Origin of the sequence: Pseudomonas putida (assembly GCF_009883635.2) — a bacterium.
In the GTDB taxonomy this organism is placed as follows: domain Bacteria; phylum Pseudomonadota; class Gammaproteobacteria; order Pseudomonadales; family Pseudomonadaceae; genus Aquipseudomonas; species Aquipseudomonas putida_W.
This window is the reverse complement of record NZ_CP026115.2, coordinates 3,953,784-3,976,525: the sequence shown is the minus strand read 5'-3', so window position 1 is coordinate 3,976,525 and position 22,742 is coordinate 3,953,784. Positions and strand designations below refer to the sequence as shown.

The 22,742-nt window shown below is 62.9% G+C and carries 19 protein-coding genes and 1 riboswitch; of the genes, 6 read left to right on the top strand and 13 right to left on the bottom strand.

Annotated elements, in window-relative coordinates:
* Positions 1-110: 110 nt before the first annotated feature.
* Positions 111-332, bottom strand: a riboswitch (cobalamin riboswitch).
* Between the two features lie 166 nt (positions 333-498).
* Positions 499-1,077, top strand: a complete 579-nt coding sequence (locus C2H86_RS18150; protein WP_159409213.1) for a hypothetical protein — start codon at positions 499-501, stop codon at positions 1,075-1,077.
* Between the two features lie 12 nt (positions 1,078-1,089).
* On the opposite strand, the gene C2H86_RS18145 is transcribed toward C2H86_RS18150, so the two are convergent.
* The 6 genes from C2H86_RS18145 to C2H86_RS18120 form a co-directional block, all read right to left on the bottom strand.
* Positions 1,090-3,636, bottom strand: coding sequence for a dermonecrotic toxin domain-containing protein (locus tag C2H86_RS18145; protein ID WP_159409212.1), 2,547 nt, complete (start codon positions 3,634-3,636; stop codon positions 1,090-1,092).
* A gap of 96 nt (positions 3,637-3,732) precedes the next feature.
* Positions 3,733-4,266: a C40 family peptidase gene (locus C2H86_RS18140; protein WP_159409211.1), complete on the bottom strand. Its 534-nt coding sequence runs from the start codon at positions 4,264-4,266 to the stop codon at positions 3,733-3,735.
* A gap of 138 nt (positions 4,267-4,404) precedes the next feature.
* Complete coding sequence (locus C2H86_RS18135; protein WP_159409210.1) at positions 4,405-5,043, bottom strand: C40 family peptidase; 639 nt, start codon at positions 5,041-5,043, stop codon at positions 4,405-4,407.
* Positions 5,044-5,170: 127 nt separating this feature from the next.
* Positions 5,171-5,878: a DnaA regulatory inactivator Hda gene (gene hda / locus C2H86_RS18130; protein WP_008092169.1), complete on the bottom strand. Its 708-nt coding sequence runs from the start codon at positions 5,876-5,878 to the stop codon at positions 5,171-5,173.
* Between the two features lie 153 nt (positions 5,879-6,031).
* Entirely contained in the window at positions 6,032-7,105 is a 1,074-nt protein-coding gene (locus tag C2H86_RS18125; RefSeq protein WP_159409209.1) for an AI-2E family transporter, read from the bottom strand.
* Between the two features lie 12 nt (positions 7,106-7,117).
* Positions 7,118-8,182, bottom strand: coding sequence for a DUF2066 domain-containing protein (locus tag C2H86_RS18120; protein ID WP_159409208.1), 1,065 nt, complete (start codon positions 8,180-8,182; stop codon positions 7,118-7,120).
* Between the two features lie 254 nt (positions 8,183-8,436).
* Between C2H86_RS18120 and purM the strand changes: the two genes are divergently transcribed.
* The 4 genes from purM to C2H86_RS18100 all read left to right on the top strand — a co-directional run bounded on the left by purM (position 8,437) and on the right by C2H86_RS18100 (position 11,219).
* Positions 8,437-9,495, top strand: coding sequence for a phosphoribosylformylglycinamidine cyclo-ligase (gene purM, locus C2H86_RS18115; protein ID WP_016391600.1), 1,059 nt, complete (start codon positions 8,437-8,439; stop codon positions 9,493-9,495).
* Positions 9,495-10,148, top strand: a complete 654-nt coding sequence (gene purN / locus C2H86_RS18110; RefSeq protein ID WP_159409207.1) for a phosphoribosylglycinamide formyltransferase — start codon at positions 9,495-9,497, stop codon at positions 10,146-10,148. The genes purM and purN overlap by 1 nt, the downstream gene beginning before the upstream one ends.
* Positions 10,149-10,156: 8 nt before the next feature.
* On the top strand, positions 10,157-10,867 hold the full coding sequence (locus tag C2H86_RS18105) for a DUF3108 domain-containing protein (RefSeq protein ID WP_159409206.1): 711 nt from the start codon (positions 10,157-10,159) through the stop codon (positions 10,865-10,867).
* A gap of 169 nt (positions 10,868-11,036) precedes the next feature.
* Complete coding sequence (locus tag C2H86_RS18100) at positions 11,037-11,219, top strand: hypothetical protein (RefSeq protein WP_159409205.1); 183 nt, start codon at positions 11,037-11,039, stop codon at positions 11,217-11,219.
* Positions 11,220-11,265: 46 nt separating this feature from the next.
* Here the strand turns inward: C2H86_RS18100 and C2H86_RS18095 are convergent, their stop codons facing one another.
* The 7 genes from C2H86_RS18095 to C2H86_RS18065 all read right to left on the bottom strand — a co-directional run bounded on the left by C2H86_RS18095 (position 11,266) and on the right by C2H86_RS18065 (position 19,551).
* Positions 11,266-11,805, bottom strand: coding sequence for a DUF2058 domain-containing protein (locus C2H86_RS18095; RefSeq protein ID WP_110638807.1), 540 nt, complete (start codon positions 11,803-11,805; stop codon positions 11,266-11,268).
* Between the two features lie 26 nt (positions 11,806-11,831).
* Positions 11,832-12,665: a nucleoside triphosphate pyrophosphohydrolase gene (gene mazG, locus C2H86_RS18090; RefSeq protein ID WP_159409204.1), complete on the bottom strand. Its 834-nt coding sequence runs from the start codon at positions 12,663-12,665 to the stop codon at positions 11,832-11,834.
* A gap of 64 nt (positions 12,666-12,729) precedes the next feature.
* Complete coding sequence (gene relA, locus C2H86_RS18085) at positions 12,730-14,970, bottom strand: GTP diphosphokinase (protein ID WP_079226867.1); 2,241 nt, start codon at positions 14,968-14,970, stop codon at positions 12,730-12,732.
* Positions 14,971-15,066: 96 nt separating this feature from the next.
* The gene (rlmD, locus tag C2H86_RS18080) at positions 15,067-16,425 is read right to left on the bottom strand and encodes a 23S rRNA (uracil(1939)-C(5))-methyltransferase RlmD (RefSeq protein WP_159409203.1); all 1,359 of its coding nucleotides are present in this window, start codon (positions 16,423-16,425) and stop codon (positions 15,067-15,069) included.
* The gene (cysM, locus tag C2H86_RS18075) at positions 16,426-17,325 is read right to left on the bottom strand and encodes a cysteine synthase CysM (protein WP_085675334.1); all 900 of its coding nucleotides are present in this window, start codon (positions 17,323-17,325) and stop codon (positions 16,426-16,428) included.
* A 108-nt stretch (positions 17,326-17,433) separates the two neighbouring features.
* Entirely contained in the window at positions 17,434-18,831 is a 1,398-nt protein-coding gene (locus tag C2H86_RS18070) for a sensor histidine kinase (protein WP_159409202.1), read from the bottom strand.
* A gap of 3 nt (positions 18,832-18,834) precedes the next feature.
* Complete coding sequence (locus C2H86_RS18065) at positions 18,835-19,551, bottom strand: response regulator transcription factor (protein WP_159409201.1); 717 nt, start codon at positions 19,549-19,551, stop codon at positions 18,835-18,837.
* 193 nt (positions 19,552-19,744) lie between these two features.
* Here C2H86_RS18065 and C2H86_RS18060 point away from each other — a divergent pair, with 193 nt between their 5' ends.
* A complete protein-coding gene (locus C2H86_RS18060; protein WP_159409200.1) occupies positions 19,745-22,504 on the top strand; it encodes a response regulator in 2,760 nt (919 codons plus the stop codon).
* Positions 22,505-22,742 lie beyond the last annotated feature (238 nt).

The window sequence follows — 22,742 nt, the reverse complement described above, 5'->3', positions numbered from 1 at the left end:
TCCGCAGGCTGACGCCACGTGAACAGCGGCGACAGGTAATAGGCGGGCAGACGGAGAACGCGCAGGAGCCATGGCCGGAGCCACGGTGCACCGCGCATCACCCTCCGTGATGCCGTTGGCAGTATCAGGCCGGTCTCCGGGCTCGTGAGCGGGCCATTCGGCCCACGCCTGCGCGCCTTCCCGGGTGCTTTTACCCAGTGGCCCTGCGCAGCTGCTTCTCACCTACCGTTGCGGGGGCAGCGCCGGAATCGCGCCATGCTGGCGCCCACCGGCTTCCCAGTTTCACCCTGCCCAGACGGGGCTGGCAGGGCACCTGAAACACGCCGCGAAGGTTAGAGGGTTGCACTGGGAGCGTCAATCGAACGGGGCCTATTACTTTGGCAGAACTGGCCTGGGTCAATGGCCGATCCGCCAGGTTGTGCCACACTGATCAGAGTGATATCACATAGCCATTATTTTGCGCTGAACGCGACCACAACGATAACAGGAGTGCGCAGCATGCAAGGCCAGATCATCAACAACCCGAAGCTGGAATTCCTCCGCCCCGTACTGGAACGCTGGGTCGACTGCATCGACCGCTTCAACCAGTTCAATGGCGATGCCGAGGCCCCGTACTGGCATGGCACCCAAGCCAACATCGGCATGCTTGCTGCGGCCGCCTGGCAGGCCGAACTGGCGGCGCTGCAGCAGTTCACCAGCAAGAAACAGCGTGACGAAGGCGAACAGGAGGGGCGCTGCGACCTGTCGATCTGCAGCGCCGATGAAACGCTGTACCTGAATGTCAGCCAACGCTGGCCGAAAGTCGCGCGGCTGGACATGGCCTCGGCGCTGCAGGAAACGACTGCCCTCGCCCGCCATAAGGCCTATGCCAGCCAACTGAAAGCGGGGGCTCTGTTCATCACCCCGTGGAAGTTTGGCCAACATGCCAGCCCCGAGGAGTTGCAGGATCTGGTGGACGACCTGCAAAAGCACACGGCCTGCGCCATCGCCTGGTACTTCCCGTACGCCTACCGCAAGCTGCACAACGATACGGGGCAGTACTATCCGGGCGTGGCACTGCTGTTCAAGCAGGCCTGAACCCAGCGACCATCATGTCGGGAAGAATCGCTCGACCACGGCAGCGCTTTTGAAGCGGCTACGGTAGCCCGCATCGTCGAACAACAGCCCTGTGCGCAAGTCGTAGAAAGGGCCCGACGCTGGCTTGGTGATTTGCCTGAGCGTTACCTTGATGAAGCGGTAATCCTCGCCCTTGACCTCCTCCAACTCCTCTATACGGAAATAGTGACCTGGGAGGAACAGGCTCTCGGCCTCATCCCAATAGAGGGAAAATGCACTGATCGGTGTCGCGTCACGATAATGCCCGGCAGGCAGTTCGAACACTACCGAACTGTCGTCGAAGCGACCGGAAACCGCGCCGGACACATGCGATTCAGGCAGCGCGGCAAACTCCGCGACCTTGTAAGGGTTTTCCGTAAACGAGGTTATATCTGTATTGACCAGCACATCGCCAACGCCAAGCTGACCTGCCCGGTAGTGTTCGCCACTGGTACTGCGAGTACGGTTTCCACCTCTGTAGAGACTGAACTCGTTACTCTTGGGCAACAATCCCAGGCTGTCGGCAAAGTCGTGAATGTATGCATCTTCATCACCGTATTTGTAAACGCCTGAACGGAACACATTGTTCACCTGCGACTCGTCACTGGTGTAGTACTCGATCATGGTATTAAAGAAATCGCGCCCGTAACGATAGGAGTAGTTAGGCCGACCGTCGACCATCACGCAATCCAGCCCGCGCGCATCGACATCCGGTGCCTGCCCGCGAGGCAGCTCGGCGACCGGCCATTGCGCCAACAGGGCCTTCTGCCTTTTCAACGAATTGGCGGACAGCTTTGCACTACGTACGCCGTTCTTGACCGTGTAGGTATCCCAGAACGCCGAGCGTACAACGGGTATGCCTGTCTCCTCCGGCGGTGCGCCACCCAACAGGCGCGGCGGTGCCAACAACTCCCATTCACTTGCTGCATTCAGCCGCACGGGCTGCAGTGATACAAACGCAAAAGGGTTATCCGCCGGCACCACCAGCCAGATCGCCAGTTCCTGACTGTAGCGCACACGATAGGTCAGGCGATTGAGGGTGATCCAGCAACTGCCATCCGGCCTGACCTGTATGCCACGCAAGCGGCCGCTGTCTGCCGCCACGCCAGCAAGCACGGCATTGCTTGCGCGATCCTCCACCTCCAGGCTGGCCGACTCCACCGGCTGCCACTCTCCAAGGTTGACGTCGATCTCATGAGGCGGGGCTTCATAAGCCAGTGAAGCGAACATCGAGGTGAAGCCGATATCCACCATGTCAAAGGTTGCATACACACTTTCCAGCATCGCCGAGCGCAAAGCGCTCTTGCGCTCTTGCTCATCAGTGGCATGCAGTGCAGTGTCTACGTCCAGCCCGACCTTCGCGACCGTGGCACCGAGCAAGATCAGCGACATTGGCCAACCCAAGGGGGCGAAGCCACCGAAGAGGTTGAGGAAGGCCGACAGATAACCGCTGTACATCGCCCTGCGCAGCCTGGCGTTGTCCTTCAGAAGCCTGCCATTACGCCGCAGCTCCGCGACAGCCTGGTCAGCCAGCCAGGCAAACAGGTCGTTGCCGAGCGCACGCTTGAACAGTGACAGCGCGACCTGTCCGGCCTCATCCGAACGGCTGTCGGCGATGCCCTGCAGATGCACCCTGATCAGTTGGTTGGCCGACCTGTCACGAGGATTGCTGTGCGCCACCTTGGCGAAATTGTCCAACGTACCCGGGACCTGCAATTGCGAGCGAAGCCAAGCGGCCATCGCCAGCTCAGAGTCAAATCCCCTCAGCGCCTCTTCTGCCCATGGCAGATAGGCGATGAAGCGGCCGCTCGGTGTCTGCATCGAAATCAGGCAGCCCCTGTCTCCCTCACCGAATGGGTATCGGTTCAAGGTCAGGGCATGATCACCGCTTTGCCGCTGCAGCATGGCAAGGGAAGGCATGACGAGGTCGGCCAGCTCAGCTGACACCAGGGTACGCAGATGCCGCGCGTCCTCGGCCGTGATCCACCCCTGGTGCAATGCGCCCGCCACCTGCCCAAGCAAGTTGACCTTGGCCAGTACACGAAAGTGCTCGCCATTGGCTGACCCGAAACGCTCGACTGCCTCACGGTAGAGTACTGCGAAGTCCAGCGCCCAGAGATCCTTCTGCACCTCGCTACCGAGCATCCGCACTTCATGGCGCTCATCGTAGGTCGCGGCATGTGGGCCCTGCAGGTAAAAGCCGCCTCGCTGATCGAGTTCATCGGCGGCATCCTGGTAATACAGGTCGAACCGCTCGATCACCAGTTCAGTCATCACCATCGATTTCTGTGGCGGCCCGCTGTGCTGCCAGCCAGTGAAGCTGCGCGCACTTGAGCTTGAGCTGTTGAACTGATGCCACCAGACAAACCGCGGATCCATCTGCTTGCCGGTGTGCCTGCGCAGGATCTGTGCAGCCTGCTGGCTGGCCAGATCATGCAGGTCAGGGAAGTTCGCGACAATCTGATCTATCAGCCCCACCATTGGACGCGCGGCATCCAGTGCGCTCAGGCTGCGGATCATTCGTTCATTGACGGTATTCATGGCCCACTCCAGACCGTTGCAATCGGAGGCACATGCTGGTGCCCCGAACGCAACGTGGAGTGGTAGATGTGTGTCGCCGCCGCCGCGGGAGAGAAATCAGCGGTTCTGCGCCAGATGCCCTTGCGGGATGACCCGCTTGGCCTGCAGGTAGGCTTTGGACCAATAGCTATTGGACAGGTAATCCAGGCGCACGGTACCGCCCGTGCGAGGCGCATGCACGAAGCGCCCTTCCCCCACGTAGATGCCGGCATGGCTGACCTGTGATCCGCCACCGGTGGCGAAGAACACCAGATCACCCGACTGCAGTGAGTTGATGTCCACGGTGGGTGCGCGCATGACGATCATTTCGCGCGTCGAACGCGGCAGGCTGATGCCTGCGGCATCGCGGTACACATAGCCGATCAGGCCACTGCAGTCGAACCCGGAATCCGGTGTGTTGCCGCCCCAGCGATACGGTGTGCCGACCAGGCCGATCGCGCGTATCAGCACGTCGTCGGCGAGTGGCGAGCCTTCGGGTTGGCTGTAGGTAATCCGTGGCTGTACCACAGGGGCCGGTGCCGGGGCATGGCTGGAGCAGGCAGCAAGCAGTGCCACCAGGGAAAGGAATGCGAAGCGCGCCATCATCGCCATGGCCAGAACTTCCTGTCTGAGACCGAACGGCCGCAGCCGAAAAGAGTTGAGAATTTAGATTAGACGCTTTCTGTAAATGCGCACGGCGGCGAGCTTTTTTCAAGCTACGCCGCCGCGAGAGGATATATCATTTTGATATCAGTTGCGCGCAATATTGGTGGTCGGCGCCATGGCCAAGGCACGCTTGGCTTCGATGAAGGTCTTGCTCCAGTAGCGATCACCGAGGCTGTCGATGCGCACACCACCGCTGCGGCGGCTGCTGGAGTGGATGAACTGGTTGTCACCCAGGTAGATGCCAGCATGGCTGACACGGCCACGGCCATTGGTGCTGAAGAACAGCAAATCGCCTGGCTTGAGCTTGTTGCGGGCCACTTTGGGCGCATCGACGTTGATCATTTCGCGGGTCGAGCGCGGCAGGTTCATGCCAGCCTCTTCGCGGAACAGGTAGCCGATGAAACCGCTGCAGTCGAAACCGGAGGCTTCCGAGGTACCACCGAAGCGGTAGCGGGTGCCGATCAGCGACATGCCACGCTCGAGGATGCTGTCTGCCAGCACCGGGAGCTGATAAGGCTTGCTGCTGGAGAAGGTCTCCAGCTCATCTTCAGTGGCCTGTTCTTCTTCGCCGAAAACGGACGAAGGGGAAGCCTTGGCCTTGTTGACCGATTGCGAGGCAATCGGGGTGTGATCCTGGGGCTGGGAATCGGGGCCGTGGGCCGCGCAGCCAAAAAGCAGGGTCACGAGTGCGAGTGGCACGAGGGGTGCGAAGCGCTTCAGCATGGGCACGACCGTGTCTGTAATCCTTTAGAAGGGTGAAACTATGCCCTCTATCATGGCCATTTGCAAATTTTATCGAAAAAGATGTGACTTTTTCGTTTTGCGCCTCAGAGCCCAGTGTTTACGGGCGTTACCAGCCGAGGGTTTCCTTCAGGAAAGGGATGGTCAGCTTGCGCTGGGCTTGCAAGGAGGCCTGGTCGAGGCGCTCGAGCAGGTCGAACAGCGCGCTCATGCTGCGCGTACCACGGGTCAGGATGAAATGGCCGACTTCGTCGGTCAGGTGCAGGCCGCGGCGCGAGGCACGCAGTTGCAGGGCACGCAGCTTGTCTTCGTCGGACAGGCCGCGCATCTGGAAGACCAGCGCCAGGGTCAGGCGCGACTTGAGATCAGGCAGCTTGATCGGCAGTTCGCGAGGTGAAGCGGAGGCCGCCAGCAACAGCCGCCTACCGCTGTCGCGCAAGCGGTTGAACAGATGGAACATCGCCTCTTCCCAGTCCGCCTTGCCGGCGATCACATGCAGGTCGTCGATGCACACCAGTTCGTACTGAGCCAGGTAATCGAGCAATTCCACGCCGCGATCGAGCAATTGCGCCAGTGGCAAGTACACGGCGGGTTCGCCGCGCTGCTGGAAACGGTGCGTGGCTGCCTGCAGCAGGTGGCTGCGCCCAACGCCCTGCTTGCCCCACAGGTAGATGAGGCTCTCGGTCCAGCCGGCGTCGGCTTCGCATAGCCGCTCGACATAGCCCAACGCCGCGGCATTGGCGCCCGGATAGTAGTTGATGAAGGTGGCGTCATCGCGCAGGCGCACACCCAGGGGCAACTGGATCGGTGGTTTCATGCTCGCGGGCGGTCGTCAGGACCGCAGGGGGCCTTTGGTGAACAATGTGCAAAGTCTATACCCGCATTGCAGGGCGCACAATCATGCAGGCGGATAGCGCAAGCAAAATCAACGAGTTGCGCCACTTTGGGGCGACGCAACCCGGTACTCAGCTCACAGATCCGGGTCGACATCCCCGGCATACATGTCCGATTCCTTGTACAGATCATGCACATGCCGCAGCAGAACCATGATCACCGCCGCCACCGGCAGCGCCAGCAACACCCCGGTAAAGCCGAACAGTTCGCCACCGGCCAGGATGGCGAAGATCACCGCCACCGGGTGCAGGCCGATGCGGTCACCCACCAGCAGCGGGGTCAGCACCATGCCCTCCAGCGCCTGCCCGACCATGAATACGGCAACGATGCCAAGCATCGGGTACAGGTCACCCCCAAACTGGAACAGCCCCGCCACCAGCGCCGCGCCGATACCAATGATGAAGCCCATGTACGGCACGATGGCCGCCAGGCCCGCGAGCATGCCGATCAGCAGGCCCAGTTCGAGTCCGACCAGCATCAGGCCGGCGGAATAGATGACGCCCAGGGCGAGCATCACCATCAATTGCCCCCGCACAAACGCCCCCAATACCTCGTGGCACTCTCCAGCGAGCCCTACCACCTGCGACTCACGCTGGCGAGGCAGCAGACTGCGCAGCTTGGCCATCATCAAGTCCCAGTCACGCAGTAGATAGAAGCCCACTACCGGGATCAGCACCATGTTGGCCAGCCAGGCGATCAGTGCCAGGCTCGAGGCCGTTGCCTGGGACAGCACCACGCCGACAATGTCAGTGGTTTGCCCCATGTGTTCGCCAATGGCAGCCTTGATCTTGTCGAACTTCCAGAAACCGTCGGCCAGCCCCAGCCGGTGCTGCACCCACGGCAGCGCCACGTGTTGCAGCCAGTCGAGCATCTGCGGTGCCAGTTCATAGAGGCGCAGCAGCTGTTTGGCCAGCATCGGCACGAGTACCAGCAGCAAGGCCATGAGTATCAAGGTGAACAGGCCGAAGACCACGACCACGCCCCAGGTACGGGAAAGGCCGAGCCGCTCGAGGCGGTCGACCAGTGGGTCGGCCAGGTAAGCCAGCAGGATCCCCACCAGAAACGGCGTGAGGATGTTATGCAGGCTGTAAAGCAGCACGGCAATCAGCAGTGCAGCGATCATCCAGATCCAGCGACGCATGTCAGTCAAGCTCCACCTCCCTTACCAACGGAACCGCAAACCGTCGAACGGCTTGGCTGGAGCAGGGGCAGGCGTGGCAGGTTGACCTGGCACGGCTTGTGGGGCCGGCGCAGGCGTGGCTGCAGCAGCCTGCTCGGCCGGCAGCTCCTGCAACTTGGCCAGCCCCAGCTGGGCGCGCAGTTGATCGCGGTTACCGGTAACCGCATAGGTCAACGTGCCGCCCTCTGCAAGCTGCAACCGCGGACCATAAGGCTCGAGCACACGGTTCAATTCGGCATAGCGTTGCAGGTTCATGCCTTGCACCTGCACCTGCAACTGGCTGCTGGTACCGGCCTTGACCACATAACGCGGCGCCAGACGGTTGCTGACCGCCAGCATGACGGCGTCCGCCAGGGCCGCCTGGTCAGCGCCTTCGGCGTTGCCCTGCTCGCGTTTGTCGCCCAGCCACAGCTGCCATGTACCCTGCCATTTGCCATCGGCTTCATGGGCATGCACCGCCAGCATGGCGTCGGCGCCGTAGCGCTCCGCTGCTTCGCGCAGGGGTGCCGGATCATTGCCTTCGAGCTGCTTGGCATTGGCCACCAGTTGCTCTTGCAGGTCGGCCAGCGGCAAGCGCAGCGGCAAGCCACGGTGCTGGGCGGCTCGACGCAGCGGCTGGGCGCTGGCCTGGCCGTCACCGACCAGGTTGCTGCCTTCGGCGCTTTCATTGAGCCACCAGCCGAGGATGGAGGGCCGGTTACTGCCCCACAGCGCCAGGCCGGCCTTGCGCAAAGCACGCTCGGTGCTGCCAGGGTCGAACTCGACCAGCACCGATTCCGGCGGCCCGGCTTCGGTGCCGACCTGGTTGATGATCTGTTGCGGGTCTTTGCGCACGTCGGCCAGCGCCGGGTTCTGCGCCACCTTTGGGTCGCCCGTCAGGCGCAGTACCAGGGTATCGAAGGCCTTGGCGGTGGCTGCGGAGCGGGCTTCGGCGCCCTGCCCTTCGACCGGCTCGCGCACTTGATAGAGCCCGGAGACGGTTTCGGCCTGCGCAGTGAGGCAGGCCAGTGCAAGGCACCCTGCTGCCAGATAATTGAATAGTCGCATGGGGATTCCTGTCCGATTGCGCATGAAGCATGTGGCTTGCAGCTTATACAGAAGGAGGCGCATCAACCACCCACACACCTTTTTCAGCAATTTACCGCCCTGCCCGTCGGCCTGAGGATGGCCGCTGCACGGCAACCCTGATAAAATCGCGCGCCTTCACAGACCACAGACGTTTCAGGCAGCCGCCGCTTTCCAGCCGGCCTTGGCCGTCATGGTCGTTTTTACGAATCCCTCCCTCTTAAAGGCCTGGATCAATGAGCAAGCAACCCTCCCTGAGCTACAAGGACGCCGGTGTAGACATCGACGCCGGCGAAGCACTGGTCGAACGCATCAAGGGCGTGGCAAAACGCACCGCACGCCCTGAAGTCATGGGTGGCCTGGGTGGCTTCGGCGCCCTCTGCGAGATCCCGGCCGGCTACAAGCAGCCGGTGCTGGTCTCCGGCACCGACGGCGTCGGCACCAAGCTGCGCCTGGCACTGAACCTGAACAAGCACGACAGCATCGGCCAGGACCTGGTCGCCATGTGCGTCAACGACCTGGTGGTCTGCGGCGCCGAGCCGCTGTTCTTCCTCGACTACTACGCCACCGGCAAGCTGAATGTCGACGTGGCCGCCACCGTGGTCACCGGCATCGGCGCCGGCTGTGAACTGGCTGGTTGCTCCCTGGTCGGCGGCGAAACCGCCGAAATGCCAGGCATGTACGAAGGCGAAGACTACGACCTGGCCGGCTTCTGCGTCGGCGTCGTGGAAAAGGCCGAGATCATCGACGGCTCCAAGGTTGCCACCGGTGACGCGCTGATCGCCCTGCCGTCCTCTGGCCCGCACTCCAACGGCTACTCGCTGATCCGCAAGATCCTCGAAGTGTCCGGCACCGATATCGAGAACACCCAACTCGACGGCAAGCCGCTGACCGACCTGCTGATGGCGCCGACCCGCATCTACGTCAAGCCACTGCTGCAGTTGATCAAGAAAACTGGCGCAGTCAAGGCCATGGCCCACATCACCGGTGGCGGCCTGCTGGACAACATCCCGCGCGTCCTGCCGAAAAATGCCCAGGCCGTGGTTGACGTGGCCAGCTGGCAGCGCCCGGCGGTGTTCGACTTCCTGCAGGAAAAAGGCAACGTCGACGAGCACGAGATGCACCGCGTCCTGAACTGTGGCGTCGGTATGGTCATCTGCGTGGCCCAGGATCAGGTCGAAGCGGCCTTGAACGAACTGCGCGCCGCCGGTGAGCAGCCTTGGGTCATCGGCCACATCGCCGAAGCCGCCGAAGGCGCCGCTCAGGTCGAGCTGCAGAACCTCAAGGCACACTGATGCCGAGCAAGCCCTGCAATGTAGTGGTACTGCTGTCGGGTTCCGGCAGCAACCTGCAAGCCTTGATCGACAGTTGCCGCGCGCAGGACAGCCAGGTGCGCATCGCTGCAGTGGTCTCCAACCGCGCCGATGCCTATGGCCTGCAACGGGCCGAGGCGGTCGGTATCGACACCGTGGTGCTCGACCACACCCAGTTCGACGGCCGCGAAGCCTTCGATGCCGCGCTGATGGCGCGTATCGACGGTTTCACCCCGGACCTGGTGGTGCTGGCCGGCTTCATGCGCATCCTCAGTGGCGACTTCGTGCGCCACTACCAGGGCCGCCTGCTCAACATCCACCCGTCGTTGCTGCCCCGCTACAAGGGCCTGCATACCCACCGTCGGGCACTGGAGGCAGGCGACGCCGAGCATGGCTGCAGCGTACACTTCGTCACCGAGGAACTCGATGGCGGGCCTCTGGTCGTACAGGCTGTGGTACCGGTGTTGTCTGATGACACGGTAGAAAGCCTGGCCCAAAGGGTCCACCATCAGGAACACCAGATCTACCCGCTGGCGGTGCACTGGTTTGCCCACGGGCGTTTGCGCCTGGGTGAACAGGGTGCGTTACTGGATGACCTGCCACTGCCGGCCAGTGGTCACTTGATCCGACCCTAGGAGAATATATGCGTCGCGCCCTGCTATTGGCTCTCGCCGTGCTCGCCCTGCCCCTCCAGGCAGCTGACCTCAAGCCGTTCTCGGCCAGCTATACCGCCGACTGGAAGCAACTGCCCATGAGCGGCACCGCCGAGCGCAGCCTGGTCAAGAATGCCAACGGCACCTGGGACCTTAATTTCAAGGCTTCCATGATGATTGCCAGCCTGACCGAGCAAAGCACCCTGCGCATGGACAACGACACCCTGCTGCCGCAGAAGTACCACTTCGAGCGCGGCGGCCTGGGCAAGGCCAAGAAGGTCGACCTGACGTTCGACTGGAGTGGCAAGAAAGTCACTGGTAGCGATCGTGGTGATGCGATCAGCCTGCCGCTCAACCGTGGCGTACTGGATAAGTCGTCCTACCAGCTGGCCCTGCAACACGATGTGGCCGCCGGGAAGAAGAGCATGACCTACCAAGTGGTCGACGGTGATGAAATCGATAACTACGATTTCCGCGTTCTGGGCAGTGAAAAGGTCACCACCAAGACCGGCCAGGTCGATGCGATCAAAGTCGAGCGTGTACGCGACCCAAGCCAGAGCAAGCGCATCACCGAACTGTGGTTCGCCAAGGATTGGGATTACCTGCTGGTGCAACTGCGCCAGGTTGAAACCGATGGCAAGGAATACGTGATCGTGCTGCAGGATGGCACGGTCAACGGCAAATCGGTGAAGGGTAACTGATCCGCCTCAGCCCGCAGTATCCGGAGCCCCGCCCTGTGCGGGGCTTCTTTTTACCTGACGTTCATGAAACTTGTTTCATGCGCGTTTTATTTACTTAGCCTGCTAACAAACTCTATAAAGGGGTTGTGCGACACAGTGTCGCAGCCAACTCAAGCAGTGGAGTTTACCGATGACAGTCAAAGTAACCGAACACGACGAATCGAAAATGTCCCACGAAGCCCAGGCCGCCGGCCTGCGGATCTGGGATGTGCATCAGCAAGGCCAGCTGGTAGGCATGTTCCACAATGAGCACGAGGCTCACCAATACCGGGTGGAGCTGGAAGACCTGGAAAACCAGCGCGACACGCAATGACTCAGCCTTTAAGCAAAAAACCCCGCCAAGGCGGGGTTTTTCGTGTTTACCACATCAGATCGTCCGGGATCTTGTAGGCCGCGTACGGATCGTCCTCGTCCGCTTCCTCAACATGGGTATTGAGCAGCAGGATGCGGTTCGGGTCGCGCTCCTGAATCTTCACCGCCGCCTCGCGCGGGATCACTTCGTAGCCGCCGGCATGGGACACGATGGCCAGCGCGCCGTTGCTCAGGCGGGTGCGCATCAGGGCGTTGACTGCAATGCGCTTGACCTTCTTGTCGTCGACGAAGTTGTAGTAGTCCTCGGTGGTCAGCTTGGGCAGGCGGGTGGCTTCGATCAACTGCTTGATCTGCGCCACGCGAGCCTTCTGCTCGGCCTTTTCCTGCTGCTGGCGATTCAGCTCCTGGTCACGCTTGGCCTTCTCGGCCATGGCTTCCTTGGCCATGCGCTGCTGGCTGTCGTCGACTTCGACCTGGCCTTTGTGCTCCATGCGCTTCTGTTTCTTTTCAGCTTTGTTGGTCTGCGAGACCTGTTTCTGGTTGACCAGACCGGCTTTGAGCAATTGGTCGCGAAGGGAAAGGCTCATGAATGTTCACTCACTTATGCAACAGCTCAGCCGCAGCTGGGCAGGTTCTTTTCCTGACGCTTGGCTTCACCCCAAAGGGCGTCCAGCTCGTCAAGGTTACAATGTTCAATCGGTCGGCCGCTGTCGCGCAATGCCTGTTCAATAAAGCGGAAACGCCGCTCGAACTTGCGGTTGGCGCGGCGCAGGGCGTTTTCCGGGTCTTGCTTGAGGTGGCGGGCCAGGTTCACGGCGGCAAACAGCAGGTCGCCGACTTCATCCTCGAGGGCCTCGGCGTCATTGTCAGCCATGGCCTGCAACACTTCGTCGAGCTCCTCGCGCACCTTGTCCAGCACCGGCAGTGCCGCTGGCCAGTCGAAACCGACGGTGGCCGCGCGCTTCTGCAGTTTGGCCGCCCGCGACAGCGCCGGCAATGCCGCCGGTACGTCATCGAGCAGTGAAAGTTGTTCAGGGGTGCTTTTCTCGGCGCGCTCCTCGGCCTTGATCTCCTCCCAGCGCGACTTGACCTGGGCCTCGTTCAGGCTGGGGGTGTCCAGCGGCGCGTACAGTTCGCCCGTCGGGAATACGTGGGGGTGACGGCGGATCAGCTTGCGGGTGATGCTGTCGACCACGCCATCAAACTCGAAACGCCCTTCTTCCCGGGCCAGCTGGCTGTAGTAGACCACCTGGAACAACAGGTCACCGAGCTCGCCCTGCAGGTGATCGAAATCGCCGCGCTCGATAGTGTCGGCGACTTCGTACGCCTCTTCGATGGTGTGCTGCACGATGCTCGCGTAGTTCTGCTTCAGGTCCCACGGGCAGCCGTACTGAGGATCGCGCAGGCGGGCCATGAGGTGCAGCAGGTCTTCGAGGGTGTAGGTCATGGTTAGGCAGGTCCTTCGGTGGTGCCTTCTTCGCGGGTTTACCCGCGAAGCAGGCGCCGCGGTCTCAAGGGGTACGATTACGCCGCGTCTCGATGATGTTTGGCAACTGCGAAATCCGCCCCAGCAAGCGCCCCAGCGCATCCAGGCCCGGAATCTCGATGGTCAGCGACATCAGCGCGGTGTTGTCTTCCTTGTTCGAGCGGGTGTTGACCGCCAGCACGTTGATCTTCTCGTTGAGCAACACCTGCGACACGTCGCGCAGCAACCCTGGGCGGTCGTAGGCGCGGATGACGATGTCGACCGGGTAAGTCTGCACCGGGATCGGCCCCCAGCTTACCTGGATCATCCGCTCCGGCTCGCGCCCGGCCAGCTGCAGCGCCGAAGCGCAGTCCTGGCGGTGGATGCTGACGCCGCGGCCCTGGGTGATGTAGCCGACAATCGCATCGCCCGGCAGCGGCTGGCAGCAGCCGGCCATCTGCGTGAGCAGGTTGCCGACGCCCTGGATCTGGATGTCGCCACGCTTGCCGGTACGCGGGCCGGTAGGCTTGCGCGGCACCAGCTCGATCTGCTCTATGCGCTCGGGCTCGAGCAGCTGCTGGGCGGCGTTGACCAGGTGCGCCAGGCGCAGGTCACCGGCACCGAGCGAGGCGAACATGTCTTCGGCGGTCTTGACGTTGGTCTTCTCGGCCAGGCGTTCGAAGTCCACCTGCGGCAGGCCCAGACGGCTGAGTTCGCGTTCGAGCAAGGTCTTGCCGGCAGCGACGTTCTGGTCACGCGCCTGCAGCTTGAACCAGTGGACGATCTTGGCCCTGGCCCGCGAGGTGGTGACGTAGCCGAGGTTGGAGTTCAGCCAGTCGCGGCTCGGGTTGCCGTGCTTGCTGGTGATGATCTCCACCTGCTCGCCGGTCTGCAGGCTGTAGTTGAGCGGCACGATGCGCCCGTTGATCTTGGCACCACGGCAGTTGTGGCCGATCTCGGTGTGCACGCGGTAGGCGAAGTCCAGCGGCGTGGCACCCTTGGGCAGGTCGATGGCGTGGCCATCCGGGGTGAACACGTAGACCCGGTCCGGTTCGATATCGACCCGCAGCTGCTCGGCCAGGCCACCGATGTCGCCCAGCTCTTCATGCCATTCGAGTACCTGGCGTAGCCAGGAGATCTTCTCTTCATAGTGGTTGGAGCTCGGCTTGACGTCGGTGCCCTTGTAGCGCCAGTGGGCGCAGACGCCAAGTTCGGCTTCCTCGTGCATGCCGTGGGTACGGATCTGCACTTCCAGCACTTTGCCCTCGGGGCCGATCACCGCAGTGTGCAGCGAGCGATAGCCGTTTTCCTTGGGGTTGGCGATGTAGTCGTCGAACTCCTTGGGGATGTGCCGCCACAGGGTGTGCACGATGCCCAGCGCGGTATAGCAGTCACGCACCTCCGGCACCAGCACGCGCACCGCACGCACGTCGTAGATCTGGCTGAACTCCAGGCCTTTGCGCTGCATCTTGCGCCAGATCGAATAGATGTGCTTAGCCCGGCCGCTGATGTCGGCCTTGACCCCGGTGGCCAGCAATTCGTTCTGCAGCTGGTTCATCACGTCGCTGATGAAGCGCTCACGGTCCAGCCGGCGCTCGTGCAGCAGCTTGGCGATCTGCTTGTACTGGTCAGGCTCCAGGTAGCGGAAGGACAGGTCTTCCAGCTCCCATTTGATATGGCCGATGCCCAATCGGTGGGCCAGCGGCGCATAGATGTCGAACACCTCGCGCGCCACGCGCAGGCGTTTTTCGTCATCGGCGGACTTCACCGCCCGGATCGCGCAGGTACGCTCGGCAAGCTTGATCAGCGCCACGCGCACGTCGTCGACCATGGCCACGAGCATCTTGCGCAGGTTCTCGACCTGCGCCTGCGAACCCAGCACCAGCGACTGGCGCGGGCTGAGGCTGGCGCTGATGGCGGCCATGCGCAGCACGCCGTCGATCAGCTTGGACACCACCGGACCAAAGCGCTGACCGACTTCGGCCAGGGTCACCTTGCCTTCACGTACCGAGCGATAGATCACCGCCGCGACCAACGAATCCTGGTCGAGCTTGAGGTCGGCGAGGATTTCAGCGATTTCCAGGCCGGCCTGATAACTGGACGTACCATCGGCCCAGGAATGCTTGGCCGGGTTGCCCTTCTTTTCGATTTCCTGGGTGAACTCGCAGGCTTCTTTCAGCGCCACGCGATCCAGTGCCGAATCGACGCTCACCACATGATCCAGCCATGCTTCGAGATTGATACTGCCGTCTGTGTTGACCGGCTGGTGCACTCTCACCTGTACCATCTTTGTTTTACCTTTCCATACAGCGCACCACACGGGTGCGCTGGCTATCACCGTGCAGCTTCGCTTCCGTGGAAGCCGCACCAAGGGGCCAGTTCGCTAGCCCGCTTCGAATAACGCCATGGCTTCGACATGCGCCGTCTGAGGAAACATGTCGAGAATCCCGGCCCTTTTTAACCGGTACCCCTGGCCGACCAGCACCTGGGCGTCTCGCGCCAGCGTGGCCGGATTGCACGATACATACACCAAGCGCTTGGCGTTGAGGCGGGCGATGCCTTGCACCACCTCGTATGCACCGTCGCGCGGTGGATCCAAGAGTACCGCAGAAAAGCCCTCGGCGGCCCATCCGGCGCCTGCCAAAGGCTGCGATAAATCGGCCTGAAAAAACGCGGCGTTATGCACGTCGTTATTCCGGGCATTGGCCGCGGCCCGATCGACCATGGCCTGTACACCTTCCACCGCCACCACTTCACGTGCCTGACGCGCCAGCGGCAAGGCGAAGTTGCCCAGGCCGCAGAACAGATCCAGCACACGCTCGTCAGCCTGCGGTGCGAGCCAGGCCAGGGCCTGCTCGATCATTGCCGTGTTGACCTGGGCGTTGACCTGAACGAAATCGCCCGGGCGCCAGGCCAGTTCCAGTTGCCAGGGGGCCAGGGCAAAGCCCAGTTTCGCCTCGGCGTCCACCGGTGCCGGCTCACCCTCGCCCTGCAGCCAGAGCTGCGCCTTGGCCTCGTCACAGAATGCCTGCAAGCGTGCCAGGTCATCCGCCGGCAGCGGCGCCACATGGCGCACCAGCACGGCTTCGGCGGTGCCACTGAACAGCTCCACATGGCCGATCGCCTGCGGCTTGCCCAGCGAGCGCAGCACGGTCGGCAAGTGGCGAAGAATAGATTGCAAAGGCTGTACCAGCACGGCGCAGTCATCGATGGAGACAATTTCCTGGCTAGCTTCGGCGCGGAAGCCGACATCCAGGTGCTTTGCCTTCACATCCCAGCGCACGGCCACCCGCGCCCGGCGCCGGTAGCCGAATTCTGGCCCGCTCAGGGGTGCGGCCCATTCTTCGGGCTGCACGCCGGCAACCCGTTGCAGCTGTTCGGCCAGGGTGCGCTGCTTGAGCGCCAGCTGGGCGTCGTGAGGCAGGTGCTGCAGGTTGCAGCCACCGCAACGCTCGTAGTGGCGGCACGGTGCCTGTCGGCGTTCGGGGCTGGCTTGCAGCACACGCTCCAGGCGTGCCTCGACGACCTTGCCGCGAGCATTGAGCACCCGTGCCTCGACCGCTTCACCGGCAAGGGCGCCACTGACGAACCAGGTGCGCCCCTCCAGGAAGGCGATACCACGGCCGTCACCGGCCAGGCGCTCGATATCCAGGCGCTGCTTCTTGCCCACGGGGACCTGGGGCGTGCGGTTGCCGCCGGCCGGCTGGAAGCGCAGGCCGCTGTTGCTCTTTTTCTTGGACATTTAGCTCGGATCAAACAGGCCGGTGGACAGATAACGGTCGCCGCGGTCACAGATGATCGCGACCATCACGGCGTTTTCCACTTCGCGGGACAGGCGCAGCATGGCTGCCACCGCACCACCAGAAGACACGCCACAGAAAATGCCCTCTTCGCGCGCGAGGCGGCGAGTGGTGTCCTCGGCCTCCTGCTGGGACATGTCCATCACGCGGTCGACGCGGGTGGCATCGAAAATCTTTGGCAGGTACTCCTCGGGCCAGCGGCGGATCCCCGGAATGGCCGAGCCCTCCATCGGTTGCAGGCCGACGATCTGCACGTTGGGGTTCTGTTCCTTGAGGTACTGCGAGCAGCCCATGATGGTACCGGTGGTACCCATGGAACTGACGAAATGGGTAATCGTGCCCTGGGTCTGCTGCCAGATTTCCGGGCCGGTACTGGAGTAGTGGGCAATCGGGTTGTCGCCGTTGGCGAACTGGTCGAGGACCAGGCCGCGGCCTTCGGCCTGCAACTTCTCGGCGAGGTCGCGGGCGCCTTCCATGCCCTCTTCCTTGGTCACCAGGATCAGCTCGGCGCCATAGGCAGTCATGGCTGCCTTGCGTTCGGCGGTGGAGTTGTCGGGCATGATCAGGATCATCTTGTAACCCTTGATCGCCGCCGCCATCGCCAGGGCGATGCCGGTATTGCCGGAGGTGGCTTCGATCAGGGTGTCGCCTGGCTTGATCTGGCCGCGCAATTCGGCGCGGGTGATCATGGACAGTGCCGGGCGGTCCTTCACCGAGCCGGCTGGATTGTTACCTTCGAGCTTGAGCAGGAGGGTATTGCTGGTTTCGCCAGCGATGCGCTGCAGGCGAACCAGGGGCGTATTGCCGACGCAATCGGCGATGGTTGGGTACTGCAAGGTCATGGCGTATTTCACAATCCGGACGGCAGGGGTGCCTATCATACCGGCAAACCCTTCCCGGCCATATCACGCAATCTGTGGTCGCTATAGCTACAAGCTATAAGCCGCAAGCTACGAGCAACTTATCGTTGCCCCTGTAGGAGCGGGCTTGTCCCGCGAAGAGGCCGGCACATGCATCGGCAATCTCATGCACAGCCGCAGCCCGCGCTTGCCATTCTCCGCCCACAAGGTCCCGCCTTGGCGCTGGATGGCACTGCGGGCAATGCTCAGCCCCAGACCAAATCCGCCATCACCCGGTCGTGAACCATCTAGCCGGGAGAACGGTGCAAAGATCCGCTCCAGGTCTTCATCGGCCACACCCCCGCCCTCGTCTTCTAGCCACAAACGCCAATACCCGCCCTCGCGTTGCCCACCCAGCCGTACCAGGCCGTTTTCCGGCGAATGACGGATGGCATTGCGCAGCATGTTCTCCACGGCCTGGGCCAGGTGGTTGAGGTTACCCTCCACCCAGCAATTGCCCGGCAGCTCGCAGCGCAACCGCTCGGCCGACCAGCCGCTCTCATAGCTGGCGTCCTCGGCCAGCAGGTCCCACAGTGCCTGGACCTGGATTGGTTCAAGGTTCATCGGCGTACGCTCGGCATCCTGCCAAGCCAGTTGCAACGTGTTCTCGACCAGCTGCTGCATGCAGTCCACCTCACGCCCCAGGCGTTCTCGCAGGCGCGCAAGGTCGGTCTCGCCGTCACAGGCCACGCGCAGACGGCTGAGCGGCGTGCGCATTTCATGGGACAGGTCGCGCAGCAGCTGCTGCTGCATCACCACGGTACCTTGCAGGCGCTCGGCCATCTGATCGAAAGCTCGGGCCAGTTCGCCCAGCTCGTCGTGGCGGGCCGTGGTCCGTGAATCCAGGCGGGCAGAAAGCTGGTCGGCACGCCAGGCATTGGCCTGCTCGCGCAACTGGTTGAGCGGGACGATCAGCATGCGGTACAGGCCGACACACAGCAGCAAGGTAAACAGGCCGGGGATGATGCCGTTGGTGACGATTTGCCAGGCCAGCCGGTAGTGGCCCGGGTTGAGCCGTTGTGGCAGCTCGATCACCAGCATGCCCTGCTGCGGTGCACCGGGGAACGGAATGCGCAGCCACGGCTGGTCGACGCTGCGCCGGCTCATGGGCCAGTCGACGCCACGCAGGCGGGTGAGCCGCTGCATGATCTCGGGGCCGAGAATGGCACTGTCGAGAGGCCGCAGGTTGAGGTCGAGCACACCGACCCAGCCGCGTTCGCGCTGCTGCATCGCCGCCACCCAGCGGTCCAGCCCCTCCCGTCCACCGCCACGCCAGGCCGTTTCCGCCTCGCTGGCATAGTCGCGCAGCACCTTGCGGGCCGGCTCGTCGAGAAAGGCGTTCTGGGTTTCCATGTGGCGGCCCCAGGTGTAGCTGAGGCCGATCATCAACAGGCAGAAGCCCACCAGCAGGATGGCCAGCTTCCAGAACAGCGAATGGCGATCGAGCATGGCCTACTCCGCTTCGCCAACGCTGAGCACGTAGCCTTTGCCCCACACGGTACGGACCTGCCGCTCGTGGTAGCCGATACTCTTGAGTTTGCGGCGGATCTGGCTGATGTGCATGTCCAGGCTGCGGTCATGCCGCGAGTAGCCGCGCTGCAACACCTGCTGATAAAGGAAGGGCTTGCTCAGCACTTCATCGACATTGCGGTAGAGAACGTCGAACAGCCGATATTCGCTGGGGGTCATGCCGGCTAGCTGGCCGCCCAGGCTGACGTCACACAGGCCTTCGTCGAAATGCAACGCATCTTCGGCGGCCTCCAGCGGCGGCTGATGACGCCGCTCAAGGGCGACCCGGCGCAGGATCGCCTCGATCCGCACCTGCAGCTCGGCCATGCTGAAAGGCTTGGGCAGGTAATCGTCGGCACCACGCTGGAAGCCGCTGATACGGTCGGCCTCGGCGCCCAGCGCCGACATCAGGATCACCGGCGTGGCGCTATGCTGGCGCAACCGGGCCAGGGCATCCAGGCCATTGAGGCCAGGCAGCAGGATGTCCATCAGCACCACGTCGAAGCTTTGCCGACCGGCCGCCTCCAGGCCATCCAGGCCATTACGGCACCAGGTGACCTGGAAGCCGCCCCGCTGCAGCTCTTCATGCAGGTACGCCCCCAGGACCGGATCGTCCTCGATCGCCAGGATGCGGGAGGTGTAATTAGCTACAGGATTCATTGGCAACTGCCATCCATTCTCAGTTACGCAATTATTGTGCATGCTCTCCTTCCAGGCAACCGCCCTGCGACCAACGCCTTGGCCAGGCTACGAAATGACATTCAATGAGTGCATTAGCGCAGCCAGCGGAGTAACTTTCCGCTTTGTTCCGTCGCAGTGACGACGGCGTCCAGGCACATCACAGGAGGCGAGTGTGCTCGATCGTTTGGGAATCAGAAGCCGGGTGCTGCTGCTGGCACTGCTGCCGGCCAGCCTGATGGCACTGGTGCTGGGCAGCTATTTCACCTGGCTGCAACAAGACCAGTTGCGCACCCAGTTGCTGCAGCGCGGCAAGATGCTCGCCGAGCAGCTGGCACCGCTGGCCGCACCGGCCCTGGCACGGCAGGCACCCGCCCAGCTGGAGCGCATCGCCGCGCAGACCCTGGAGCAGGCCGACGTGCGCGCCGTGGCGTTCCTCGCCCCCGACCGCAGCCGCCTGGCCCATGCCGGGCCAAGCATGATCAACCAGGCCCCCAGCGGCGGCACCGGCACCCAGTTGCTGCAGCGCACCGGCAACGACGCCACCCGTTACCTGATGCCGGTGTTCGGCCACCACCGCGACCTGGCCACCGATGCCGTACCGGCCGAAGCCGAGCGCCTGCTGGGCTGGGTCGAGATCGAGCTGTCCCACGACGGCACGTTGTTGCGCGGCTACCGCAACCTGTTCACCAGCGTGCTGCTGATCCTCGCCTGCCTGGCCCTCAGTGGCCTGCTGGCAATACGCATGAGCCGCACCATCAATGACCCGATTGCACGCATCAAGCACGCGGTCAATCAGCTCAAGGACGGCCACCTCGAGGAACGCCTCCCGGCCATGGGCAGCCATGAACTGGACGAATTGGCCCGCGGCATCAACCGCATGGCCGAAACCCTGCACGGCGCCCACGAGGAGCTGCAGCACAGCATCGACCAAGCCACCGAAGATGTGCGCCAGAACCTGGAAACCATCGAGATCCAGAACATCGAGCTGGACATGGCGCGCAAGGAGGCCCTGGAGGCCAGCCGCATCAAGTCGGAATTCCTCGCCAACATGAGCCACGAGATCCGCACGCCGCTCAATGGCATCCTCGGCTTCACCCACCTGTTGCAGAAGAGCGAGATGACCCCGCGGCAGCTGGATTACCTGAGCACCATCGAAAAGTCCGCCGACAACCTGTTGGGGATCATCAACGAGATCCTCGACTTCTCCAAGATCGAGGCCGGCAAGCTGGTGCTCGACAGTATTCCGTTCAACTTGCGCGACCTGGTCCAGGACACCTTGACCATCCTCGCCCCCGCCGCCCACGCCAAACAGCTCGAACTGCTGAGCCTGATCTACCGCGACACGCCGACGTCGCTGATCGGCGACCCGTTGCGGCTGAAACAGATCCTCACCAACCTGGTGAGCAATGCGATCAAGTTCACCCGCGAAGGCACCATCGTCGTCCGGGCCATGCTCGAGGACGAACAGGATGACAGCGCCCAGTTGCGCATCAGCGTGCAGGACACCGGCATCGGCCTGTCGCCACAGGATGTGCGCACGCTGTTCCAGGCGTTCAGCCAGGCCGACAACTCGCTGGCCCGCCAGCCCGGAGGTACCGGCCTGGGGCTGGTGATTTCCAAGCGCCTGATCGAGCAGATGGGCGGTGAGATCGGCGTCGACAGCACGCCGGGCGAAGGCTCGCAATTCTGGATCAGCTTGAGCCTGCCCAAGGCCCACGACGACATCGAGGAACAACCGCTGCAACCGTTGCTGGGGCGCAGAGCGGCCATTGTCGACAGCCATGAGCTGGCGCGCCAGGCCCTGGAGCACCAGCTCGAGGACTGCGGCCTGAGTGTCAGCCTGTTCGCCTCCTACGACCAGCTGCTGCAGGGTGTGCAGGCGGGCTTCCAGGCCGGTTTGCCATTCGAGTTCGCGGTACTCGGCGCCAACCTCGGCACGCTTTCGCCGGAGCAACTCGGTCAGTACAACCAGCAGCTGGAACGGTTGCACTGCCAGTGCGTGGTGCTGTGCCCGACCACCGAGCAGGCGCTGTACCACCCCTTCCTGCCTAACGGTCATGGTCAGTTGCTGTCCAAACCGACCTGCACGCGCAAGTTGCGCCGCCTGTTGCTGGAGCTGGTGCAACCGCGCCGGCCGCTGGCCGAACCGGCACTGCCCAGCAGCAGCCAACGCCGGGCGAAGATCCTGTGCGTCGACGACAACGCCGCCAACCTGCTGCTGGTGCAGACGCTGCTCGAAGACCTGGGCGCCGAAGTGCTGGCTGTCGACAATGGCCATGCCGCCGTGCACGCGGTACAGGCCGAGCCTTTCGACCTTGTGCTGATGGACGTGCAGATGCCCGGCATGGACGGACGGGCCTGCACCGAGCAGATCCGCCTGTGGGAAAAGACCCAGAGCGGCAACCCGTTGCCGATCGTCGCCCTGACTGCCCATGCCATGGCCAACGAAAAACGCGCCTTGTTGCACAGCGGCATGGACGATTACCTGACCAAGCCGATCAGCGAGCGACAGTTGGCCCAGGTGGTCATGAAGTGGACCGGGCTGAGCTTGGGCGCGTCGCCACAGGAGCATGCCATTGGGCCGCATGGCAATAGTCATGAGCTGCCGGTGCTGGACCCGGACGAAGGCTTGCGCCTGGCGGCGGGCAAGCCGGACCTCGCTGCCGACATGCTGGCCATGCTGCTGGCGTCGCTGGAAAGCGACCGCCAGGCGATTCGCGCTGCGCGCGAAGCGGATGACCAAGCGACGCTGATCGAACAGGTGCACCGGCTCAACGGTGCCTCGCGTTATTGCGGCGTACCCCAGCTGCGCGCGGCCTGCCAGCGCAGCGAGACCTTGCTCAAGCAGGAAAACCCGCAGGCAACGCAGGCGCTGGATGAATTGGATGCGGCGATCAACCGCTTGGCGGCGCAGGCGCGCCTGAGTGCTTGACTGGATATTTTCGGCGCCTGTGAGATCGAGCGCCGCCCGCGCGGCGCATCGCGAGCTGCGCTCGCTCCTACGTTTGTTTTTGGCCAGTAACGCCTGGGATAGGCGCGCGCGACCGCCTTGTTTGTACCACGCGATATCGAGACAGGTGCCAAGACGTTCGCGCGCAAATCCCACAGGAATAAATAGCCCGAAACAAACGTAGGAGCGAGCAAAGCTCGCGATGCGCCGCGCGGGCGGC

Bases quoted from the DNA above. Each gene is read 5' to 3' on its own strand.
- C2H86_RS18150 (WP_159409213.1), top strand. From the start codon at position 499: ATGCAAGGCCAGATCATCAACAACCCGAAGCTGGAATTCCTCCGCCCC.
- C2H86_RS18145 (WP_159409212.1), bottom strand. From the start codon at position 3,636: ATGAATACCGTCAATGAACGAATGATCCGCAGCCTGAGCGCACTGGAT.
- C2H86_RS18140 (WP_159409211.1), bottom strand. From the start codon at position 4,266: ATGGCGATGATGGCGCGCTTCGCATTCCTTTCCCTGGTGGCACTGCTT.
- C2H86_RS18135 (WP_159409210.1), bottom strand. From the start codon at position 5,043: ATGCTGAAGCGCTTCGCACCCCTCGTGCCACTCGCACTCGTGACCCTG.
- hda (WP_008092169.1), bottom strand. From the start codon at position 5,878: ATGAAACCACCGATCCAGTTGCCCCTGGGTGTGCGCCTGCGCGATGAC.
- C2H86_RS18120 (WP_159409208.1), bottom strand. From the start codon at position 8,182: ATGCGACTATTCAATTATCTGGCAGCAGGGTGCCTTGCACTGGCCTGC.
- purM (WP_016391600.1), top strand. From the start codon at position 8,437: ATGAGCAAGCAACCCTCCCTGAGCTACAAGGACGCCGGTGTAGACATC.
- purN (WP_159409207.1), top strand. From the start codon at position 9,495: ATGCCGAGCAAGCCCTGCAATGTAGTGGTACTGCTGTCGGGTTCCGGC.
- C2H86_RS18105 (WP_159409206.1), top strand. From the start codon at position 10,157: ATGCGTCGCGCCCTGCTATTGGCTCTCGCCGTGCTCGCCCTGCCCCTC.
- C2H86_RS18100 (WP_159409205.1), top strand. From the start codon at position 11,037: ATGACAGTCAAAGTAACCGAACACGACGAATCGAAAATGTCCCACGAA.
- C2H86_RS18095 (WP_110638807.1), bottom strand. From the start codon at position 11,805: ATGAGCCTTTCCCTTCGCGACCAATTGCTCAAAGCCGGTCTGGTCAAC.
- mazG (WP_159409204.1), bottom strand. From the start codon at position 12,665: ATGACCTACACCCTCGAAGACCTGCTGCACCTCATGGCCCGCCTGCGC.
- relA (WP_079226867.1), bottom strand. From the start codon at position 14,970: ATGGTACAGGTGAGAGTGCACCAGCCGGTCAACACAGACGGCAGTATC.
- rlmD (WP_159409203.1), bottom strand. From the start codon at position 16,425: ATGTCCAAGAAAAAGAGCAACAGCGGCCTGCGCTTCCAGCCGGCCGGC.
- cysM (WP_085675334.1), bottom strand. From the start codon at position 17,325: ATGACCTTGCAGTACCCAACCATCGCCGATTGCGTCGGCAATACGCCC.
- C2H86_RS18070 (WP_159409202.1), bottom strand. From the start codon at position 18,831: ATGCTCGATCGCCATTCGCTGTTCTGGAAGCTGGCCATCCTGCTGGTG.
- C2H86_RS18065 (WP_159409201.1), bottom strand. From the start codon at position 19,551: ATGAATCCTGTAGCTAATTACACCTCCCGCATCCTGGCGATCGAGGAC.